Annotated in this window: 18 protein-coding genes, 1 pseudogene and 1 riboswitch; of the genes and pseudogenes, 16 read left to right on the forward strand and 3 right to left on the reverse strand. The window is 31.6% G+C overall.

Annotated elements, in window-relative coordinates; translation table 11 throughout:
* Window positions 1-248: 248 nt before the first annotated feature.
* The 3 genes from B5P40_RS21120 (at window position 249) to B5P40_RS21130 (ending at window position 3666) form a co-directional block, all read left to right on the forward strand.
* Window positions 249-1019 carry an ABC transporter ATP-binding protein gene (locus B5P40_RS21120; RefSeq protein WP_113709806.1) on the forward strand — a complete coding sequence of 257 codons (771 nt, stop codon included), beginning with the start codon at window positions 249-251 and terminating at the stop codon, window positions 1017-1019.
* A complete protein-coding gene (locus tag B5P40_RS21125) occupies window positions 994-2925 on the forward strand; it encodes an ABC transporter permease (RefSeq protein WP_113709807.1) in 1932 nt (643 codons plus the stop codon). The genes B5P40_RS21120 and B5P40_RS21125 overlap by 26 nt, the downstream gene beginning before the upstream one ends.
* 69 nt (window positions 2926-2994) lie before the next feature.
* Complete coding sequence (locus B5P40_RS21130; protein ID WP_113709851.1) at window positions 2995-3666, forward strand: lipoprotein BA_5634 family protein; 672 nt, start codon at window positions 2995-2997, stop codon at window positions 3664-3666.
* 75 nt (window positions 3667-3741) lie between these two features.
* On the opposite strand, the gene B5P40_RS21135 is transcribed toward B5P40_RS21130, so the two are convergent.
* Entirely contained in the window at window positions 3742-4083 is a 342-nt protein-coding gene (locus B5P40_RS21135; protein WP_002127670.1) for a DUF3914 domain-containing protein, read from the reverse strand.
* A 279-nt stretch (window positions 4084-4362) separates the two neighbouring features.
* Here B5P40_RS21135 and B5P40_RS21140 point away from each other — a divergent pair, with 279 nt between their 5' ends.
* The 9 genes and pseudogenes from B5P40_RS21140 to B5P40_RS21180 all read left to right on the forward strand — a co-directional run.
* Window positions 4363-5604: an esterase/lipase family protein gene (locus B5P40_RS21140; RefSeq protein WP_078177411.1), complete on the forward strand. Its 1242-nt coding sequence runs from the start codon at window positions 4363-4365 to the stop codon at window positions 5602-5604.
* Between the two features lie 88 nt (window positions 5605-5692).
* Window positions 5693-6718: a homoserine dehydrogenase gene (locus B5P40_RS21145; RefSeq protein WP_078177413.1), complete on the forward strand. Its 1026-nt coding sequence runs from the start codon at window positions 5693-5695 to the stop codon at window positions 6716-6718.
* A 96-nt stretch (window positions 6719-6814) separates the two neighbouring features.
* The gene (pdxR, locus tag B5P40_RS21150; RefSeq protein ID WP_002185703.1) at window positions 6815-8263 is read left to right on the forward strand and encodes a MocR-like pyridoxine biosynthesis transcription factor PdxR; all 1449 of its coding nucleotides are present in this window, start codon (window positions 6815-6817) and stop codon (window positions 8261-8263) included.
* Window positions 8264-8267: 4 nt separating this feature from the next.
* Complete coding sequence (ddlB, locus tag B5P40_RS21155) at window positions 8268-9182, forward strand: D-alanine--D-alanine ligase (RefSeq protein ID WP_002013134.1); 915 nt, start codon at window positions 8268-8270, stop codon at window positions 9180-9182.
* Between the two features lie 73 nt (window positions 9183-9255).
* Window positions 9256-9361, forward strand: a riboswitch (TPP riboswitch).
* 124 nt (window positions 9362-9485) lie between these two features.
* Window positions 9486-10172, forward strand: coding sequence for a thiaminase II (gene tenA / locus B5P40_RS21160; protein ID WP_002032475.1), 687 nt, complete (start codon window positions 9486-9488; stop codon window positions 10170-10172).
* Window positions 10173-10503: 331 nt separating this feature from the next.
* A complete protein-coding gene (locus B5P40_RS21165) occupies window positions 10504-12885 on the forward strand; it encodes a pPIWI_RE module domain-containing protein (RefSeq protein WP_113709808.1) in 2382 nt (793 codons plus the stop codon).
* A gap of 210 nt (window positions 12886-13095) precedes the next feature.
* On the forward strand, window positions 13096-13863 hold the full coding sequence (locus tag B5P40_RS21170) for a DUF3959 family protein (RefSeq protein ID WP_113709809.1): 768 nt from the start codon (window positions 13096-13098) through the stop codon (window positions 13861-13863).
* Window positions 13864-14008: 145 nt separating this feature from the next.
* Window positions 14009-14425, forward strand: coding sequence for a DUF3995 domain-containing protein (locus tag B5P40_RS21175; RefSeq protein WP_060751211.1), 417 nt, complete (start codon window positions 14009-14011; stop codon window positions 14423-14425).
* Between the two features lie 70 nt (window positions 14426-14495).
* Window positions 14496-14786: pseudogene (locus tag B5P40_RS21180) on the forward strand (homoserine dehydrogenase); the annotation flags it as partial.
* Between the two features lie 597 nt (window positions 14787-15383).
* On the opposite strand, the gene B5P40_RS33690 reads toward B5P40_RS21180, so the two are convergent.
* Window positions 15384-15575 carry a hypothetical protein gene (locus B5P40_RS33690; protein WP_002070042.1) on the reverse strand — a complete coding sequence of 64 codons (192 nt, stop codon included), beginning with the start codon at window positions 15573-15575 and terminating at the stop codon, window positions 15384-15386.
* Between the two features lie 624 nt (window positions 15576-16199).
* On the opposite strand from B5P40_RS33690, the gene B5P40_RS21195 reads away from it, so the two are divergent.
* Complete coding sequence (locus B5P40_RS21195) at window positions 16200-16403, forward strand: hypothetical protein (protein WP_002085220.1); 204 nt, start codon at window positions 16200-16202, stop codon at window positions 16401-16403.
* A 352-nt stretch (window positions 16404-16755) separates the two neighbouring features.
* Here the strand turns inward: B5P40_RS21195 and B5P40_RS21200 are convergent, their stop codons facing one another.
* On the reverse strand, window positions 16756-16959 hold the full coding sequence (locus B5P40_RS21200) for a hypothetical protein (protein WP_002085221.1): 204 nt from the start codon (window positions 16957-16959) through the stop codon (window positions 16756-16758).
* A 285-nt stretch (window positions 16960-17244) separates the two neighbouring features.
* On the opposite strand from B5P40_RS21200, the gene B5P40_RS21205 reads away from it, so the two are divergent.
* The 3 genes from B5P40_RS21205 to B5P40_RS21215 all read left to right on the forward strand — a co-directional run bounded on the left by B5P40_RS21205 (window position 17245) and on the right by B5P40_RS21215 (window position 20196).
* Complete coding sequence (locus B5P40_RS21205) at window positions 17245-18249, forward strand: DUF1835 domain-containing protein (RefSeq protein WP_113709810.1); 1005 nt, start codon at window positions 17245-17247, stop codon at window positions 18247-18249.
* A gap of 146 nt (window positions 18250-18395) precedes the next feature.
* Window positions 18396-18800, forward strand: coding sequence for a hypothetical protein (locus tag B5P40_RS21210; protein ID WP_002032464.1), 405 nt, complete (start codon window positions 18396-18398; stop codon window positions 18798-18800).
* Window positions 18801-18960: 160 nt separating this feature from the next.
* A complete protein-coding gene (locus B5P40_RS21215) occupies window positions 18961-20196 on the forward strand; it encodes a cytochrome P450 family protein (protein WP_061675033.1) in 1236 nt (411 codons plus the stop codon).
* The last annotated feature ends 91 nt before the right edge of the window (window positions 20197-20287 follow it).

The raw sequence follows: 20287 nt of genomic DNA on the forward strand, positions 1-20287 counted from the left end.
TACTTGACAGGGATAAGACCACAATCGGTCTTTTTTCATTAATATAATAAAGATTAGAAATAAATAGCATTGTATTTCATACTACCCTGCGAATATTATAAGATAGATATAAATTGATTATAGTTTGAAAGTAGATTTGTTATCAGTTTTTTTAAAAATCTTACAAGCGTGTAAGATGAATCAATATGTGCTATAAAACAATTCATTTACACTATATTGTGAGAAGTGCAAATGAAGGGAGAATATAAATGGAAATTCTACATGCAAAAAGTATTAGTAAAGTATATAAAGGGAAAGTACCTTTTAAAGCATTGGTAGATATTGATTTATCAATTCAAGAAGGTGAATTTATAGGGATTATGGGGCCATCAGGGAGCGGGAAAACAACGTTATTAAATATGGTATCTACTATCGACTCTCCAACATCGGGAGAAATATTAATAAATGGTACAAATCCTTTCCAGTTGACATCAGATAATTTGGCTTTATTCCGTAGGAAACAATTAGGATTTGTTTTTCAATCATTTAATTTACTTAGCACACTTACAGTAAAGGAAAATATCGTATTGCCGATGACATTAGATGGTGTTTCTGTACAAGAAATGAACAAACGAGTTGAAGAAATTGCAGAGAAATTAAATATTACAGATATATTGAGTAAAAGAACTTTTGAAATTTCAGGGGGGCAAGCTCAAAGAACAGCAATTTCTCGTGCAATTGTTCATAAGCCGCAATTATTACTTGCAGATGAACCAACAGGGAATTTAGACTCTAAATCTTCAAATGATGTAATGGAGATGCTAGATACTTTAAATAAAGAAGAAAAAGCTACGATGATGTTAGTTACACATGATCCGTATGCAGCGAGTTTTTGCAGCAGAGTCATATTTATTAAAGATGGTCAACTATATAACGAAATTTATTGTGGTGAAAGTAGGCAAGCATTTTATCAAAAGATTATGGATGTCCTTTCTTTGTTAGGAGGGAAAAGGCATGACTTTTCGTCAGTTCGCATTTAATAATATTTTTCGCAATAAGCGTACATATGCAGCTCATTTTTTAAGTAGTGCATTTTCTATTATGATTTTCTTTACGTATGCTCTTTTATTATTTCATCCTGATTTACAAGGTGAGTTAAAATCGACAAGTGCAACAATAAGTGCATTTGGTACATTGGGATTTTCAGTTTCGCAAGGCTTGATTTTTGTATTTTCATTTTTCTTCATTCTATATTCAGTTAGTTCATTTTTAAAAACGCGTAAGAAAGAATTTGGGATATTAATGATGCAAGGTATGTCAATGAGACAGCTTAAGAAATTATTATTAATTGAAAATATGTTGATTGGACTTGGCTCAATTTGTATAGGAATTCTCATTGGACTCGTATTTTCTAAACTAGTTTTATTGATAAGCGCAAGTGTATTAATGATTAGTAATGGTTTGCCTTTTTATATACCAGTGCAGGCTGTATTATTAACAGTCATCACATTTCTTTTATTATTTTTAATTGTTTCGCTCGTTACATTTAAAATGATAAAAGTAACAGAACTTGTGGAACTTATACAAGCAGAGGAAAAGCCAAAGCCAGAACCGAAAGCATCAATTTTATTATCGCTACTTTCTTTAATTAGTATAGGGTATGGATATTTTTCAGTATTTCGCTTTATCCCAAGTACTAATTTTATTACGCTTGGAATAGGGGTGCTCCTAGTAATTATAGGAACGTACTTTTTATATACACAGTGTAGCGTTTATATATTGCACCTTGCGAAAAGGAGAGAATCTTTCTTTTTAAAGAGAACAAATATATTAACATTTTCTGAATTAATTTACCGTATGAAAGATAATGCAACGATGTTTTTTATAGTATCTATTGTTTCAGCAGTTGCATTTACAGCGATTGGTACAACAGCTGCAATTGGAAATAGGGATTTGGTAAGGATGACAAATCCGTATACATTTTTGTATGGAAGTTTTGAAAACGACAAAGTATTAAATAAAAATCTTTCTATTATAAAAAAACACCTTTCTGATGCTAATATTCCGTATCGAATGGCTTCATCTTCATATATATACACGGAAAATGGTGTAGATGTAATGAAGTTAAGTGAATATAACGATCTTGCTAAAGCACTAGGCTATCAACAAGAAACAATAGAAAAAGAAGATGAAATTTTATTAATTCCTGGAGTCGTATCACAAAAACAAGAATTTAAAAATGGCGAGTATAAAAAGAATATAGAAGTCATTCAAGGAGATTGGACAAAGACATTTCATGTGAAAAAAGCCGTAGAAAATTTAGTTTTACCACATGATTCTAGAACTATTTATATCGCTGTTAAAGATCAGGTATATGATGGAATACCTCTTACTAGTGACCCAGTTAATAAAGATGTTCAATATCGTACTTACGGATTTGTTGTAGACGATTGGATGAAAACGAAGGGAATTTCAAACGAATTAATTAGTAGATTTGAGAAAGATACTAGAGTAGGTAATTTTCAATTTCGGGCTTTAACTATAGATTTGTTAAGTGCAAAGCAAACGAATGGATTATTACTTATGGCAAGTGTTTTAGTCGGAATCGTCTTCTTCACATTCGCTGCTAGTTTTATTTATTTCCGATTATATACTGATTTGGATCGCGATCAACAGCAATATAAAATGATTTCGAAAATGGGATTAAGTAAACGAGAATTAAAAAAAATTGTAACGAGACAGTTATTATTAATGTTCTTCTTACCGATTATTGTTGCAGTGATTCATACTGTAGTCGCTTATACGGCATTACAGCAATTAGTCGATTTTTCTATAATTAATAGCTCTATCGTTATTTTAATTTCATTTATATGTATACAAGTTTTATATTTCTTTATAACCCGTTGGCGTTACCTGCAAAAGCTTTATAAGGTTATGGAGCAATAGAGTTTATTAGCTTGTAAGACTACATTAAAGTATGTGGAAAAAATGAACTGTATGATGAAAGGAAACGCGATGAAAAGAACTTTAACTATTTTTATGTTAACGATACTACTATTAATAAGTTTTAGTGCATGTTCTAAAAAGGAGAATCCATTTCCTGCAAACGGTTTATTAATCATTGGAAATGAAAATAAAATTTCACCAATTATTAATCGTTATCAAGAAATTACGAAAGAAAATGAAGTGTTTTCTGTGAAAACAGGTACTTATGGAAACGGACAAGTATTAATTTTAAATGAGTCTACAGCACAAGCATTGATTAAAGCTAAAGTTTTCCGTAAACGAGATAATGGCTCCAATTTTATGCCTGTAAATACGTTACCGAAATTCCCAAAAGAGGGTTCTCTACTGTTTGCACAAGAAGACGAAAAGACTTTGAAAAGTATTAAATTAGAAGGAAAAGAGGTTCCTGTCATATACAATAGTGACGCTTGGATAGGTAACAAGCGTAATTATCCAACGCAATGGTATGTGATTGTATCAAAAAATAATATATATAAGGAAATAAAAGCAAATGAAACAAAAATGCATCTTCTTCAATTAAAAAAATCTTTAGGTGACGAAAACCCTAAAATGTCGACGGATAATACATTGGTTAATGAAAATGTAAAAGTAAGAAAGCTAATTAAAGATTTTGAGGGAGAAGTATCAGTTCAGTTTTTAACGATTGAAGAAAAATCTTAAAAAAGAGTTCAAGGTTGATAAAGTTTCTATCAACCTTGAACTCTTTTTAGTTATAGACCATTCAGATAACATAGTTTACATGACTTCATTTAATCGAGTCTCGCTCGTTTCTTCAATCGCATTTGAATGTTGAACCGAACCATTTTGAGATTCCTTTTCTTTACGAAATTTCTGTAACATTTCTAAAATCATCCATAAAGGTACACCTTTGTCTTTTAGCATTTTCCATAAGTCTAATTCGCTAAATTTATGATCCGCTTGTTTCATTTCTTGTTCAGATGTACGAATATCAAATTTGATTAGATCATTAGATTTCTTATCTTCATGCTTAGTAGAAGAGATAGTATTATGCTCAAGATTAGATGGGGTTATTTTAGAAGGTTGAGCTAATGTATGAATGTTTAATCCGACTTGCATGCTTTTTTCCTCCTTTTCAAGCAATGAAATTAGTTTTCTTATGATTTTTAAATCCATTTAACATGAGGAAACTATATTTGATTATAAATTCAAATAATCAGATTTACAAGTTGTGTTATAAGAAGTAAATGCTTACTAGAATTAATATTTATCAACATTTGTATATGTTTTCTATATATACAACGTATATAAAATACTTTACATTATGTTTAAGTTGCAAACTAATTTTGTATTTTTTTTCAAAGATAAATGTAAACGTTTTATTGAGGGGGAGAAAGTATGGGGAAATTATTTTTAAAAGTATGTTTTTTCGCATTAGTGACTGTTTGTTCATTCGCAGCGAAAACAACATACGCTGAAGAGAGACAACAAAATAATTATCCTATCATTTTAGTGAATGGATTTGCTGGATGGGGTAGAGAGGAAATGCTAGGGGTAAAATATTGGGGTGGTGTTCATGATATACAAGAAGATTTAAAAAGAAATGGTTATACAGTACATACTGCAGCTGTTGGACCAGTTTCTAGTAACTGGGATCGTGCATGTGAATTATATGCGCAAATTAACGGTGGAATAGTAGACTACGGTGCGGCACATGCTGAGAAACATGGACATAATCGTTTTGGTAGAACTTATAGTGGATTTGCACCGAATTGGAGTGAAACAAATAAAGTTCATTTAGTTGGGCATAGCATGGGTGGACAAACGACAAGAACATTAGTGCAGCTATTAAAAGAAGGAAGTTATGAAGAAAAAGATTATGTGAAAAATCATCCGAACACAAAGATATCACCACTATTTGAAGGTGGCAAATCGTATGTTCATAGTGTTACAACTTTAGCAACTCCTCATAACGGTACAACACTCGCGGACGGAAGTCTTCTGTTGCCGTTCGTTAAAGATTTACTCATTACAGCTGCAAGTTTAGGTGGAAACAATAATTTATCATTATATGATTTTAAATTGGATCAATGGGGTATAAAAAAGAATAATGGAGAGTCCTTTTTCCAATATACTGATCGTATTTTAAATAGTTCAATTTGGGAAAATACAAAAGATATAAGTCAATGGGATTTAAGTACTGATGGAGCAAAGGAGTTAAATAATTGGGTAAAGACGCAATCGGATGTATATTACTTATCCTATAGTGGACATGCATCGCAAGCAGCACCAATAACAGGTTTACATTTACCTCATATAACGATGAATAAAGTGTTAATGGGTAATGCATTTTTCTTAGGTTCCTATGCAAGATATGAAGAGAATCGAACATTAATAGATACTTCTTGGTGGCAAAATGACGGTGTAGTAAATACAAATTCTATGATTGCACCTTCATCTAATATTGCTGCAAATGATAATGAGTCTTTACAGGTTGGAAAATGGAATCATATCGAAACGAAAGCAAATTGGGACCATCTTGATATGGTAGGATTAAGCGTTTCAGACACGTTAGGTTTTTCTAATATTCAAGAGTTTTATAGAACAATTGCAGAAAAATTATCACGGTTACCGAAATAGATAATAATAAAGCGCTCTCGATGGAATTCGAGGGCGCTTTATATTATATTGAAAGAGGGATTTGGCAAAAAAAACATGGGGTGATCTTATGAAAATTCAAGTTGTATTATCGGGGTATGGGACAGTTGGTAAAGAATTTATTAAATTATTAAACGAAAAATATTTATATATAAATGAAACATATGGAATTGACTTAGTTGTTAGTGGAGTGATAGGAAGAAATATTGCAATATATAACGGGAAAGGTTTGCAGATTAATGATTTATTGACGTATGGTGATGGTTCTGCTGCAATTGAAAAATATATCGAACATTATCCAGAGGAACGCGGAACGATTAATATAAATGGTACTGTATTGGTTGAATCAACTGCTACAAATCTTAAAAATGGAAATCCAGGGAAACAGTATATGAAACAAGCTATTGAAAATCAAATGGATATAGTAGCTATTTCAAAAGGTGCACTTGTTACAGCTTGGAGTGAACTGAATACGGCAGCACGTATTTCAGGCTCACGCATTCGATATAGCGGTGCAACTGCCGCTGCGTTACCGACATTAGACATTGGACAACTAAGTTTAGCAGGTTGCCATATTGAAAAAATAGAAGGAATATTGAACGGGACAACAAATTATATTCTTACAAAGATGCATGAAGAATATAAGACGTTTGAAGAAGCATTGCAAGAAGCACAAAATAAAGGAATTGCGGAGACTAACCCGTTATTAGATATAAGCGGGATGGATAGCGCTTGTAAATTATTACTTTTGACGAATAGTTTAATGGGAAACGATTATTCACTCAAAGATATAAAAATAAACGGAATAGAGCACGTTACAACGCAACAAATTCAAAATGCAAAGGAACAAAATAAATCAATTAAATTAATTGCATCAGTATATAAAGACGATAATGGAAAAGTAAACCTTAGTGTACAACCTTGTAATTTAGAGAAAGAACATCCGTTAGCAAATATAAATGGCACGGAAAAAGGAATTACGTTCTTTACAGATACAATGGGACAAGTCACTACAATTGGTGGAGCTTCTAATCCACGCGGAGCTGCAGCTGCTGCTTTAAAAGATGTAATCAATTTATATCGAAATGATTTATAGGCTTTATAACCGTACCGCTATTAATAAAAAATACATATGTAGTGGACCTTTTGAGAATGAAATAAATATGTAAAAATAATTGCAGGGGGTAAGAAATTGTTTAAAGATTTTAAAGTTGTAAAAGATCGTCCCGTTTATATTCAATTAAAGGATTATTTAAAAAAGATGATTATGAAAGGGCATTTGTTGGGGGACCAAAAAATCCCATCAACAAGGGAACTGAGTGAATTATTATCAGTGAGCAGAAATACAGTACTCTCTGCATATGCGGATTTAGAACAAGAAGGACTCATTTATGCAGTTAAAGGAAAAGGAAATTTCGTTGCGAAGGTGGATATAAGTAACACCTCGTCTGTTGAAATAGATTGGAAAAATAAACTTAATACAGTTACCACATTAGCGGATGAATTAGACTTAATGAAGCATGGAGTTCGCTGGGAAAAAGGAATGATTGTTTTTAATAGTATAGCCCCGGACGAAAAGCTATTTGATGTTGAAAATTTCAAAAGAGCTTTTCTTACTCGTATGTCCATTGAAGGGGATATCGTATTGAACTACGGATATGCAAAAGGTTATAGACCGTTAATGAATTATTTACTTCATTACATGGAAATGAAAGGTGTAGATATTTCGAACAAAGATATTCTAATTACAAATGGATTTACAGAAGGATTAGATATTGTGTTATCTTCTTTATCGAAGAAATCAGGGCGTGTTATTTGTGAGAACCCAACTCACCATGCTGCATTGAAGCTTTTTCGTTTACATGGACTTGAAGTTCATGGAATTAATATGAATGATGATGGTATTGATACGAATGAAGTAGAAAAAAGTTTGCGTGAAAAGGATTTTGATTTCGCGTATTTAATCCCTTCTTATCATAATCCAACTGGTATTGTTACGAGTTCGGAGAAAAGAACGGAATTGATGAGGTTATTTTCAAAATACAAGATCCCTATTATAGAGGATGGGTTTAATGAAGAATTACGTTATTCGGGTTCACATTTATCGCCATTATTAACTTTTGCAGGGGCTGGTAATAATGTGATTTATATTAGTAGCTTTTCAAAGGTGCTTTTCCCTGGTTTACGTGTAGGTTGGATCATTGCAGATAAAGAACTGATACATTATTTAGAAAGTGTTAAAAGAGCCAGAACCATTCACACATCTACGTTAGATCAAGCTGTTCTGTTTCAATATTTACATGAAGGATATTTTGAAAAATATTTAAAAAAAGCAAGATCTGTTTATAAGAAAAAATATGAGTTAGCTGTTGGGGCGTGTAATCAGTACATTCCGTTTAAAAGAATGACTGGAGACGGTGGACTTCATTTGTTTATAGAGTTGGAAGAAAAAATTCAAGCCCGCACACTTTTACAAAAGTGTTATGAGAAAGGAGTTACGTTTTCTCCTGGAGATGTTTTTTACTCTGATGGAGGAGGAGCGAACACATTCCGATTAGGATTTTCACGTTTGAAAGAACAGGAAATTGTTAGCGGGATTCAAATAATTGGTGAAACTTTAAAAAATGAAACTTGGAGTTGAGAAAATGAGAATTGGCGTTATTATGGGAGGAGTATCCTCTGAAAAACAAGTATCAATTATGACTGGGAATGAAATGATTGCACATTTAGATAAGAGTAAATATGAAATCGTTCCAATTACGTTAAATGAAAAAATGGATTTAATTGAAAAAGCGAAAGATATTGATTTTGCATTGCTAGCATTACACGGAAAATACGGAGAAGATGGTACGGTTCAAGGGACGCTTGAGAGTTTAGGTATTCCATATAGCGGCAGCAATATGTTATCTAGCGGTATATGTATGGATAAAAATATTTCAAAAAAGATTTTGCGTTATGAAGGAGTAGAAACACCAGATTGGATTGAACTTACAAAAATGGAGGATCTAAAGCTTGAGGAGTTAGATAAATTAGGATTTCCGTTAGTGGTAAAACCAAACTCTGGCGGCTCAAGTGTTGGAGTTAAGATTGTCTATGATAAAAATGAATTAATCTCTATGCTAGAAACTGTATTCGAATGGGATTCTGAAGTAGTAATTGAGAAGTATATAAAAGGTGACGAGATTACATGTTCAATTTTTGATGGGCAACAGTTACCTATCATTTCGATTCGACATGCTGCTGTGTTCTTTGACTACAATGCAAAATATGATGATACTAGTACAGTTGAAGAAGTTATCGAACTTCCAGCTGAAATAAAGGAACGTGTAAATAAAGCGTCACTGGCTTGTTATAAAGCATTAAAATGTAGTGTTTATGCAAGGGTTGATATGATGGTGAAGGAAGGAATTCCATATGTAATGGAAGTTAATACATTACCAGGGATGACACAATCAAGTTTACTGCCAAAAAGTGCGGAAGCAGCGGGAATTAATTATAGCAAACTATTAGATATGATAATTGAAACTTCATTAAAAGTAAGGAAAGAAGAAGGTTTTTAAGGTAGTTATATAATTAATTCTTTTGACAGTTCCACGAATTATGCTATGATAATTACAATACGACAACTAAATATTTATCCACTAGGGGGGCCTTTTATAGGCTGAGATCAGATGAAATTTTGAGACTCTTAGTACCTGATCTGGTTAATGCCAGCGTAGGGAAGTGGGAAAGACGTTGCTATTTAACGAATAAATACTGTCAATTTCACTTTCTTTACGCCTGTAAAGAAAGTTTTTTTATTTTACAGCTTTAATAATTGTGGATAAATACGTATATTTTTTACATTATTTGGAGGGATTTAAATGACTTTTTCACAATCATTACGTAAAGAAGTAGATTCAATTTGGGAAGCAAGTTTTAACCATCCTTTTGTAAAAAAACTAGGTGAAGGAACATTAGATTTAGCTAGTTTTCGATATTATGTGCTTCAAGATTCTTATTATTTGAGTCATTTTGCTAGAGTACAAACGTTAGGTGCTGCAAAGGCTCTTGAATTAGAAACGACAGCTCGTATGGCACACCATGCACAAAATACGTATGAAGCTGAGTTATCATTACATGAGAATTTCGCAAAGAAATTAGGGATTACAAAAGAAGAAAAAGATAATTTTATTCCTGCGCCAACTGCATATGCATATACATCTCATATGTATCGTGCAGCTTATGAAGGGCATTTAGGAGATATTATTGCGGCTATTTTACCTTGTTATTGGTTATATTATGAAATCGGTGAACGATTAAAAGAATGTCAACCAGAAGAGCCAATTTATCAAGAATGGATTTCTGCATATGGATCTGATTGGTTCCGTACTCTAGTAGAAGAGCAAATCACACGATTAGATACGATCGCTGAAAAAGTAACAGAGGCAGACCGTAATCGTATGAGACAACATTTTATTTTTAGTAGTCAATATGAATATTCATTTTGGGAAATGGCATATACATTAGAAAAATGGCCGGTGAATGAAGAAGTTAAAGGTGTTATTTAATTAAGAGGATATAAAAGGTATCGCTATATAAAGAGGCGATACCTTTTATTATATTTAGTTTCTGTAATTTTTTTGTAAATCATAGATAAAAAATATAATAATTCATTATAATGATTTTATAATATAAAGTCCCATAAGGAGGTAGTTATATGTTAATAGTTACTTTATATTAATTTGATTTTAATAATGTTTTATTCGTATAATCAAATGTAATTTAGCTATTTCCTTTAATGTGCTTGGTTAAAATTTGATTCGTTAATGCTTAAAAAATTGGTATCTTTTCTAGTATTATTCATGATCAATATAAATTAAGAGAGGAAGTATTAATAATATGGAAAAATTACAGTTATTAGCATTTAAAAATATAGTAGAACCCCTCTATAATGAGAAAGTATCGTATATTTATTTTCCTATTGAATGGCTTGAGATTGTAGAGATACATTATAGAACATTTTTATTAACGAGCAAATTAAAACTTGTAAATGAAAGATTGTATGAAATGTTTTCTGATATATTATTCATTCAGCATAATCCATATATATTAAAGGAAGATACGCCCTGGATTGTAGCAAAAGAACCAATGAAACAAGAACAGTTAGACTATATTTTCCAAAGCTGGTATGAGGTTATTCATGATTGGAAACCTAATAAATTAATAGATCCACCACATTTAGAATGGCAGTATGATTTAATTAGTAATTTGCCAGCATTACATGATAAAAAAACGTTTTCTAAATGGGTACCAGCTCTAATTACTCATATTTTTTGCGAACAGCCTTTACATTTGGAAAATAAAAATGAGGAAGAAATATATTTTTCACCACTGCGATCACAACATGTTTCTGAAGCGATGTCTGAGCCAATTAAAGATGAAGAAACACATGATTATTTCTCTTATGTATATCGGTTTGAATACGTAACTCGTGGAGGTGAGAATATTCCGCTATTAAAAGTATCTGTAGGGATTAGGAGGTTTTATCAACAATATAATCATAAAGATATCCCTATACTTTTAGGGCGAAAGCGGAGCCAAATACTGATTTCAACTCCTGAATTTGAATCAAATAATAAAAAGCAAAGATTTGTAAAGTTAAAAGTACAACAAGCTGTAAAAGGAATAAAGTGGATTAAACGTTTTAGAAATTTAAAAGATGATTATAGGATAGGGGGAGAAGTTAAATTAGAGAACATTCTCCAATGTCCGAAAGAGTATATTAGAGGAACAAAGATAAGAGTGCTTCTTCCATATAACGAAAATATATATAAAGTTCAAGGAACAAAAATAAAATTTGGTATAAAAGTAAGAGAAAAAGAGGAACTTTTTAATGAATTCCAACGAATATGCCCATATTTCACATTACTTCCAGAATGTGAAAATGTATTAACTAATAATGAGAATGAGTTATTACCTTTATTTGCCCCAAAGGGATTAGACTCAATTACGTTAGAAGTATGGTCAGATGATATAGTAATAGAGATAGAACAAGCGTTATTAGATAGCAAAATAGTTTTAGCTCAAAACGGAGATTCCTCCTATGTATTAAATGCAGACAATCCGGTGTTGTTAAAAATAGTAAGATATAACATTAGGAAATTGTTACAAAATCCATATAGAATGCAATATAGCCATAAAAACAAAAAGAAACTAGTAGACGATGTCGTAAAAGCTGTACATGCTACGGCAGGTGAGCAAAATGAAATGAAATTAGCATTAATTGCAATAAAAAATTGTGATGGTCGCGAAAAAATTAATCCAAAGCAAATTATTCGGGAAGGATTCGCTCAAACGGAACGTATTTCAGCATTTATTAATTTATTTATCGGACAAAGTGTATCTAAAAAAGAAATTATTAATGCCATTCTTAGTTTGTTAGAACAAAAGGGGTTCTTAAAGTGTAGTTGGAATAAGATAAAATTACCGGGGGTAATTGTAAATTTATCAATTGAGAAAATGTCTAAATATGATTTCTTACCTATTTTTTCAAAAATAAATGGGAGAGAAATATTATATAAATTATATGGTCAAGAAGAATGGGGCACAATTGATCATACTTTATTAAATATAGGTAATAATAAAGTGTTTTTACCACAACCATCAAAAAGGAATGATATAGGATTCAGTTTTAAACAATTTATGTCAGAAACATTAGTTGAAATTTCACAAGATGCACATAAACAAAATAAAGAAGTTTATTTTATTGTAGATGCCAATATGAGGGAATATTGGATAGAGGAATTGCAAAATAAAAGCGTTAATATTGGGGGTTCACCTGAAATAATATCAAATTTAAAAGAGGATATAAACATAATTAGAATTAATACTAACTCAGATGTACCGAACTATATTGTTAGAGACCAAGAACATGTTATGAATGAAACGAGATTATTTGTAGATCAAATGGGAATTTACTATAGCACGGCTGCATACGAATTAGATTGTAATGAGATAGTACAGCAGTACATACTCGAAGTTATCCCGCTTGGTGTGAAATCTGAAGAGAGAGAAGAAATCGCCAAAATGATACATTACATGTGCTGTAAATCAACCTTGCTCTCAGAACAAAATATTCATAATACGTATGTAATGCATATGGCTAAATTAATTAAAAATTATACTACCGATATTGATTCAAGGGAGTTTAAAGAATTCAATGACGAATTAGATGAAGATGTAATAATTTTAGAAAAAGAAGATACATTGATATTAATATAAATAATAGTGTACAAATCCTGCTAGTAATAATGAGCAGGATTTGTCATTTTTTCATGTAAATAAGGCTATCCTTTGTCATGTATCTTTTCTTTTACGTATTTACTTTATTTACATACAGGATTAAGATGTTTTTTAGAAATACAAAAACTACATCATATGGAAAAGCGATTTTTATTAATTGAAAAGAAAATTTGAAAGGAATGGGGAATTGTGAAGAAATTAGATGTATTATTAATGCTACTGAGCGGCCTCTTTCCAATTGCAGGAATGTTAAAGCAAATCCCTCTTGAACAATCTTTATATATTGGAGGACTTTTATTTTTTACTAGTTTCGGTAGTTACTTTGCGAAAAAGATATATTCACGTATATGTAGCTGGATAGCATATGCACCATTTATAACACTACTGTTAGTTATTTGGAATCAGGATATTTCAACAAGTGCTATAATAGCAAATGCAAAAATTGCCGCTTGTATCGCTTTAATACCTTGTATATTCCGCTTTCGTACATACGGGCTTACTTTAGGTTTATTCTCATTATGGACCGCTTTATTATGGGACATAAAAGAAGTACAGTCGTTAGTCATACTTGAGCGTATGACGAGTTTAATGACAAGCAATTACGTATATCTTCTACTCTTGGTTGGAGGACTTATATTAGGTGGATTACTTGCGATGTTAATACATCGAAAAGAGAAAGATAATAATAAAGAAAATACAAATCTATTTAAACAAAAAAAGAGACGTAAAAGGCTATCATTTAAGATCCGCTTTCCAAGATTACCGAAATTTAAGATGGAATTATTTAAGTTTGGTGGAAAAGGTTCTAAACGTAAAACGCCAGAAATAATGCATGAGCGTAATAACGAAGAACCAGTTGTAACATATGAAATGGCAGAGCAAATAGATCAATATAAAGAAAGTACTGTTCAAGGACAAACTAGGATGGAACGTCGAAAAAATAGGTATAATGCATAATAAATTTCACTAACCCCTTAATGATTTATCGTAAAATTGATAAATCATTAAGGGGTTTTTTTATGTAATTAAATATAGGTTGCGTATGAAGGATTCATAGCATATTTTAAAGGTAAGGATTTAAATAAAATAATGGGAGGACAAAATGCTTATTATTACATATATTTCTGTTTGCATATTATTCTTAGTTAGTTTTTTACATGTTTATTGGGCTTTCGGAGGTAAGTGGGCGACAAATAGTGTCATTCCAACTAAAGCTGGAGAAAAGGCGTTTACACCAGGTACAGGAATGACATTGTTCATTGCGTTATTATTAAGTATGGCAGCAATGATTTTATTACAACAAGCAAATATTGTTCATTCCGCACTTCCCAATGTTTTTGTTCAAATGGGATCCTGGGTTTGTATGGTTGTTTTTTTCATAAGAGTAATTGGTGAGTTTCATTATTTTGGTATCTTTAAACGAAAAAAAGATACGCAGTTTGCTAGAATGGATACTGTTTTATATGTACCACTTTGTGCATTTTTATCTTTATCCTTCTTATTAGCAATAATAACGTGAACATATAACCAGCATTATTTTAATACTTTATTACAAACTAAACTAGGGATTTATACGGCAACAGAGATGATTAGATAAGCAGTACCCTCTACCATTTGCTTTAAATAACAAGTTATTGGAGCGGTTAGAAAATGAATCTCTTCAAACTATTGAGGGTTGTGTATCATGTCTACATTTCATGTTGGATATAAATTATGAAAAAATAAAACATTATGGATCGAGCACAAGTAGGTCATTTGTTCCATTATCGCAATCTTCAATTTGTCTTGCTGATTGTGTTTGTTTAACAGGAGTTGTATTGGGGTTACTAGGAACAGTGACATTTGGAGGATTAATGTTATCTGTATGTTCTCTTACATAAAGAAAAAAGGACACCCACTTAAGGTGTTTTTTTTAGTTACTTAGGAGAGCTTTTGAGATAGGAGGGACATGGATTCAAATCTATAGTTACACATTTTTATTGTGTTGTGTAACTCAAAAAGGAAAGTATCAGCAACTGCTTATTTTGTATGACTATAAACATTGGCTATTTGGGAGCTGTAATAGAATGCTTAGAAGGGGGCAAAAAATGGTGTGTGAAATATTAATAAAAAAGGACAAGCAGTCGTACCTACTGTCCTTTAAAGGAGAAAAGTCTTTTGGTTAAGAACTACGAATAAACAGAAAATCTGCTTGTAATTAGTTTTATCCCAAATATACATGCCTATACAAAAAGGGATAAGTTCAAAAATACTTATCCCAGGAAGAGAAATCCCAAACACCAAAATGGCTTGTATTGGTATACAGGTTCAAAAGTAGTATATGTCAAACGAAAAATCTCATACAAAAAGCAGACAATCAAAAGTATTGTCTGCCAGAAAGTCGGATGAATTAGCCAACTGTGAAAAATTGCTTTCCCACTTCAAGAAGAGTAAAGGCACAAATTTGAAAGAAATGAATTGGGATTTAGTTATTGCTTCTATGAATGATGCATTTTTTTCATTTTTTTTGTCCCCAAAAAACAACTAATAATTGCGAGTAATGCATTTGAAGAAATGAAATTTACGGTCCAATAAATTCCTGTTCCAGCAATTATATCGATAATTATAAATCTTTTAATTGCCGAACTTTGTACTACATGAAAAATAAATTGATTGTTATCGTTACCCAATGTTATCACATCCCTTATCTAATATATGACAAGGCATGCTTGCTCTAGTCTTCATGATAATATACGAAAAAGAGTAATTAGCAGAAGCTTATAAAGTAGTTATAAATAAAAGATAACTATCGGAAGTTAAATTATTAACTTCAGTGAAAAAAATAACAATCATAATTTATCCTGCGTTATTGATGGGATATTATGTTTTACTTAAGGGCTTATGCGGAAAGTTTGATGAAAAATTCTTTCATTAAAAGTACGATTCCTAGCAGAAACAAGACTTCAATTGAGAACCAAAACATACTTTTGTGAGGTTTTTTAAACTCCATAATAATTGATGAAAATAAAAAAATTGCGATAAGTATGATGATTAAGAGTCGGATTATATCAACCATTAATAACACTCCTAATATTTAATCAGTACTATTATATAATCTTTTCCAAAGATATATAATTCTAGAAACATTCTATTGAAATTTTAATGAAAAGAACAGGTGGTGTTTAGTAGTTTTTTTCTCAAAATCATTTCAAACGTGTAGTGGGAAGTGATAAAAGTGATAAATCCACGTTTTAATAAAAGGATGTAAGCGTATTTTTAGCGAATTATAGATAATTAAGAGAGGCGGTGACACTATGAAGTATGTAAAAGTCAGTATGAATGGTGGAAGTGAGCACAAATTCTCAATGACTTTAGAACGATTTGAAGAGTTTATTACTACAGAGAATGGATTATTAGAAAATAAATTAGTTTGTATTGAAAATGTAATGATTAACCCTACTAATATATCTTCTGTAGTTGAAAAAATTGGTGTACCTGCTAAATTTATGGAAGTTTAAAGGTAATTAGATAAAAAACATCCATGGGGATGTTTTTTGTTTATAAATAAAGAAATTGTACAATGAAAGTATGAGAAAATTTTATTAGTAATAATGTAGGCTATTAAGAATGAATGGATATAGAAAGGTCTTTTCTAGCGTGTTAGTTACTCCAATGTGTATGTATCTATTTGGCATCTAGACATTGTGCTTTCTAGTGCACAATGTAATAAGTATAAGCATATAGTATGTAATAGGACAAGATCTTCGTGTCCTACTAAATACTCAGAAAAAACCTCTAATCACATTAGGGCATCCAATAGCAGGGTGCTCTAATTTTTTATGAAAAATGTAGCTTCACAACGGTTTCGTTTCAATTATAGTTTTCTTTAACGTTAATAAATATTAAGATTAATATGATAGCAATAATTAAATTAGACAAATAGAAATTTTGGTGACACAGTAGTTCAAAGATGACATCGAATGTATACAATAAAGCGACAGCAGGTAATATACAAATAAATATAAATCTCCAATTTTTTAAATAATGTTTATAATTAGTAAGTACTTTCGCCATTAATATTGCTCCTGTATTTTTTATTTTCTATATAATTATACATTTAAATAAAAAGATTTACAAAGTGTTTAAAAATTATTTAGCAACTAATGTGATTTTGGGAGATAAATAAGGAGGAAGAAAAAAATATTATAGATCTATAGATTGAGAGGAACATAGAGAAAGCTTTTGTTAAAAACTTAGATGGCTGCAGCAATCTGTGTAATTTAAAAAGACTTTTAAACATCTGGGCTAAAATGATACACTATAATCTACGTTATTTTAGAAATGAATAGAGGGATTTATATGATAGATAAAATTAAAAATGTTGTAGAGGATATGTATGAAGATGAAGCAAAACATTTACTTCAAAGTATTCTAATACAGTTAGATGTATTAGACGGGAATTATAGCGAAGATATGATAAAAAATTTAACGAGTATCCCTAAGCAATTGACGAGTCATACAACTCAGGGAAAAAATTTAGAAGAAAGCACACACATTCATATTGCCTTTGATGATTCAACTGCCGGATGTTTAAAATATATGTTGAAACAAGAAGGATTACACGAGGAGAGTGTTGTTTCATACTCTGAATTCTTTTCAATTGGTCCCATACATCAATTACATACGAATGAAGGTCAATTAGCAAGGGCACAGTGGTTATTAAATAACTTAACTTCTTATGATTGTTATTTTGAAGAAGAGTATTTACCAAGATTTAAGGAGACTTTAGAAGAGCTACATTCAATTCCGAATGAAACACCGATTACCGTTTGGAAGGCGGATAATGCCCATGAGCACGTAGGGCTTTGTTTTGCAATTGCGCAATTAAAAGATAAGAAAAATATTCGTGTTATGAATACTTCTGAAGCGAGTAGAGAAATATTAAAACAAGATTATGATATCCGTGGAACTGGAGAATTATCTCCTGAAAGTTTAGCTCTTTTCCAAAAAAGTTTTGTGGAATTTCCGTATTTAACTGAAGAGAAGCGAATGAAGTTTGCACATGAGTGGGATAGATTATCGCAAAGCACGGAGTTTTTAAGAGTTTGGAAAGACGATGAAGTGCATTCTGTACAAGAAGATTATTTTGATCAATTCATTATTGAGTGTGCGAAAAATGTAGGAGCAGATAAAGAATTTCATAAAGCTCCGAGAGTAATAGGTGAAGCACTTGGACTTGCGGATCAATTGGTTGGGGATACGTTTTTGGAATATCGCTTGAAAGAATTAATTAAGCAAGAGGTATTTGAATATGAAGGTTCGTTAGATCAAATGCGTTTTTATAGTGTGAAGTTAATAAAATAAAAAACATATTTTGTTTATAAAAAAGCTCGTATTTTAAAAATACGAGCTTTTTTTAGATGAATTTAGGCTATACATAAGCTTCCTATGAATGGCGTATCACATATGAATGTTAAAAGAAACAAATGAAAAGAAGGTGATGGGTTATTATGTATAACCAACAAAACTATCCATATGATCAAGAGATGTATTATAATCCACAAAACTACGGTTATGAATCTACAAATGAAGTGAGAGATATTGAACAAGAAGACTATAGACCAGATGATGCGGAAGATGCTCCAACGTCACCACCACCGTCACAAGCTCCGTCGTTACCGTCCACATTTGCTTCTCCAGCACAAGCAGGCAATATGAAATCTTGGATGTGTAACTGTCTAGGAAGATGGGGCTATTTACGTTTACATCGACCTGGTCCTTTCGGAAGAGATTTATGGTTCTTTCCAACCGAGGTAAGAAGAAGCGGGGTTTCAGGTTACACTTGGCAAGGTGGTCGTCGTCGTAAAGTAAGTTATCGATATCAACAAATTAGTAATTTTATGTGCTTCGCATAATAGGAAGTGAGAGAGTAGCATAATTTTACTCTCTCACTTTTTTATTTTTCAATATACGAAGTAAGATTTTAATTAAAAATTTACAATTTTCTAGTTTTTATTGAAGTATAATTCAAATGTTAGGTTGATTTACACAAATAATTGAGAGTGAGGGAATGTAATGTCAATAAAAAATAAGGTTGGCCGAAAAATAGAGGATGGCATTAATTTAGCTTCTGCTCAGTTTAAAGAAGATGCTTATGAAATTTATAAAGAATCGAGAAAAGTACAGCCTATATTATTTGTAAATCAAATTGAAATCGGTAAAGAATGGCTCATTACAAGATATGAAGATGCTCTGCCGCTTTTAAAAGATAATCGCTTAAAAAAAGATCAGGCAAATGTGTTTCCTCAAGATACAAAGAACATGCATCTTTCCGTTGACAATAGTGATCATTTAACAACGCACATGTTAAATTCGGACCCACCTAACCACAGTCGTTTGCGATCTTTAGTTCAAAAAGCTTTTACACCGAAGATGATTTCACAATTAGACGGAAGAATTCAGAGAATAGCGGATGATTTAATAAGTGAAATAGAGCGAAAAGGTACATTAAATCTTGTGGATGATTATTCATTCCCATTACCGATTATTGTAATAAGTGAGATGCTTGGAATTCCAAAAGAGGATCAAGCGAAATTTAGAATTTGGTCTCATGCTGTCATTGCATCGCCAGAAACACCTGAAGAAATAAAAGAAACCGAAAAACAACTATCTGAGTTTATTACATATCTCCAATATATAGTTGATGTAAAACGAAAAAATCCAAAAGAAGATTTGGTTAGTGCGTTAATACTTGCAGAAAATGAAGGGCATAAACTTAGTGCTCGAGAGCTATATTCAATGATCATGTTATTAATTGTAGCCGGACACGAGACGACAGTGAATTTAATAACAAATACGGTATTAGCACTTCTTGAAAATCCGAAGCAATTACAGTTATTAAAAGAAAATCCGGAATTAATTGATTCAGCTATTGAGGAAGGATTGCGTTATTATTCTCCAGTTGAGGTGACGACTGCAAGATGGGCGGCTGAGCCGTTTCAAATTCATGACCAAACAATCCAAAAAGGAGATATGGTTATTATCGCATTAGCTTCAGCAAACCGTGATGAAACAGTATTTGAAAACCCAGAAGTATTTGATATTATGCGTGAGAATAACCGTCACATTGCTTTTGGACATGGTAGCCATTTCTGTTTAGGAGCTCCACTTGCTAGGTTGGAAGCAAAGATTGCTATTACTGCTCTGTTTAAAAGAATGCCATCGTTACAAATAAAAGGTGAGCGTGAAAAAATTAATTGGCAAGGTAATTATTTAATGCGTTCTTTAGAGGAATTACCATTGTCTTTTTAGAATAGTTATATTGAGACATGCATACACGACAAATGATTAACATAGAGTATGTATGTGTTATTTAAATTCGAAACGGAAGGGTGAAAACATC

The organism is Bacillus sp. SRB_8 (assembly GCF_003264205.1).
GTDB lineage: Bacteria > Bacillota > Bacilli > Bacillales > Bacillaceae_G > Bacillus_A > Bacillus_A mycoides.

Coding starts and splice junctions, on each gene's coding strand:
- B5P40_RS21120 (WP_113709806.1), top strand. CDS start 249: ATGGAAATTCTACATGCAAAAAGTATTAGTAAAGTATATAAAGGGAAA.
- B5P40_RS21125 (WP_113709807.1), top strand. CDS start 994: ATGACTTTTCGTCAGTTCGCATTTAATAATATTTTTCGCAATAAGCGT.
- B5P40_RS21130 (WP_113709851.1), top strand. CDS start 2,995: ATGAAAAGAACTTTAACTATTTTTATGTTAACGATACTACTATTAATA.
- B5P40_RS21135 (WP_002127670.1), bottom strand. CDS start 4,083: ATGCAAGTCGGATTAAACATTCATACATTAGCTCAACCTTCTAAAATA.
- B5P40_RS21140 (WP_078177411.1), top strand. CDS start 4,363: ATGGGGAAATTATTTTTAAAAGTATGTTTTTTCGCATTAGTGACTGTT.
- B5P40_RS21145 (WP_078177413.1), top strand. CDS start 5,693: ATGAAAATTCAAGTTGTATTATCGGGGTATGGGACAGTTGGTAAAGAA.
- ddlB (WP_002013134.1), top strand. CDS start 8,268: ATGAGAATTGGCGTTATTATGGGAGGAGTATCCTCTGAAAAACAAGTA.
- tenA (WP_002032475.1), top strand. CDS start 9,486: ATGACTTTTTCACAATCATTACGTAAAGAAGTAGATTCAATTTGGGAA.
- B5P40_RS21165 (WP_113709808.1), top strand. CDS start 10,504: ATGGAAAAATTACAGTTATTAGCATTTAAAAATATAGTAGAACCCCTC.
- B5P40_RS21175 (WP_060751211.1), top strand. CDS start 14,009: ATGCTTATTATTACATATATTTCTGTTTGCATATTATTCTTAGTTAGT.
- B5P40_RS21195 (WP_002085220.1), top strand. CDS start 16,200: ATGAAGTATGTAAAAGTCAGTATGAATGGTGGAAGTGAGCACAAATTC.
- B5P40_RS21200 (WP_002085221.1), bottom strand. CDS start 16,959: ATGGCGAAAGTACTTACTAATTATAAACATTATTTAAAAAATTGGAGA.
- B5P40_RS21205 (WP_113709810.1), top strand. CDS start 17,245: ATGATAGATAAAATTAAAAATGTTGTAGAGGATATGTATGAAGATGAA.
- B5P40_RS21210 (WP_002032464.1), top strand. CDS start 18,396: ATGTATAACCAACAAAACTATCCATATGATCAAGAGATGTATTATAAT.
- B5P40_RS21215 (WP_061675033.1), top strand. CDS start 18,961: ATGTCAATAAAAAATAAGGTTGGCCGAAAAATAGAGGATGGCATTAAT.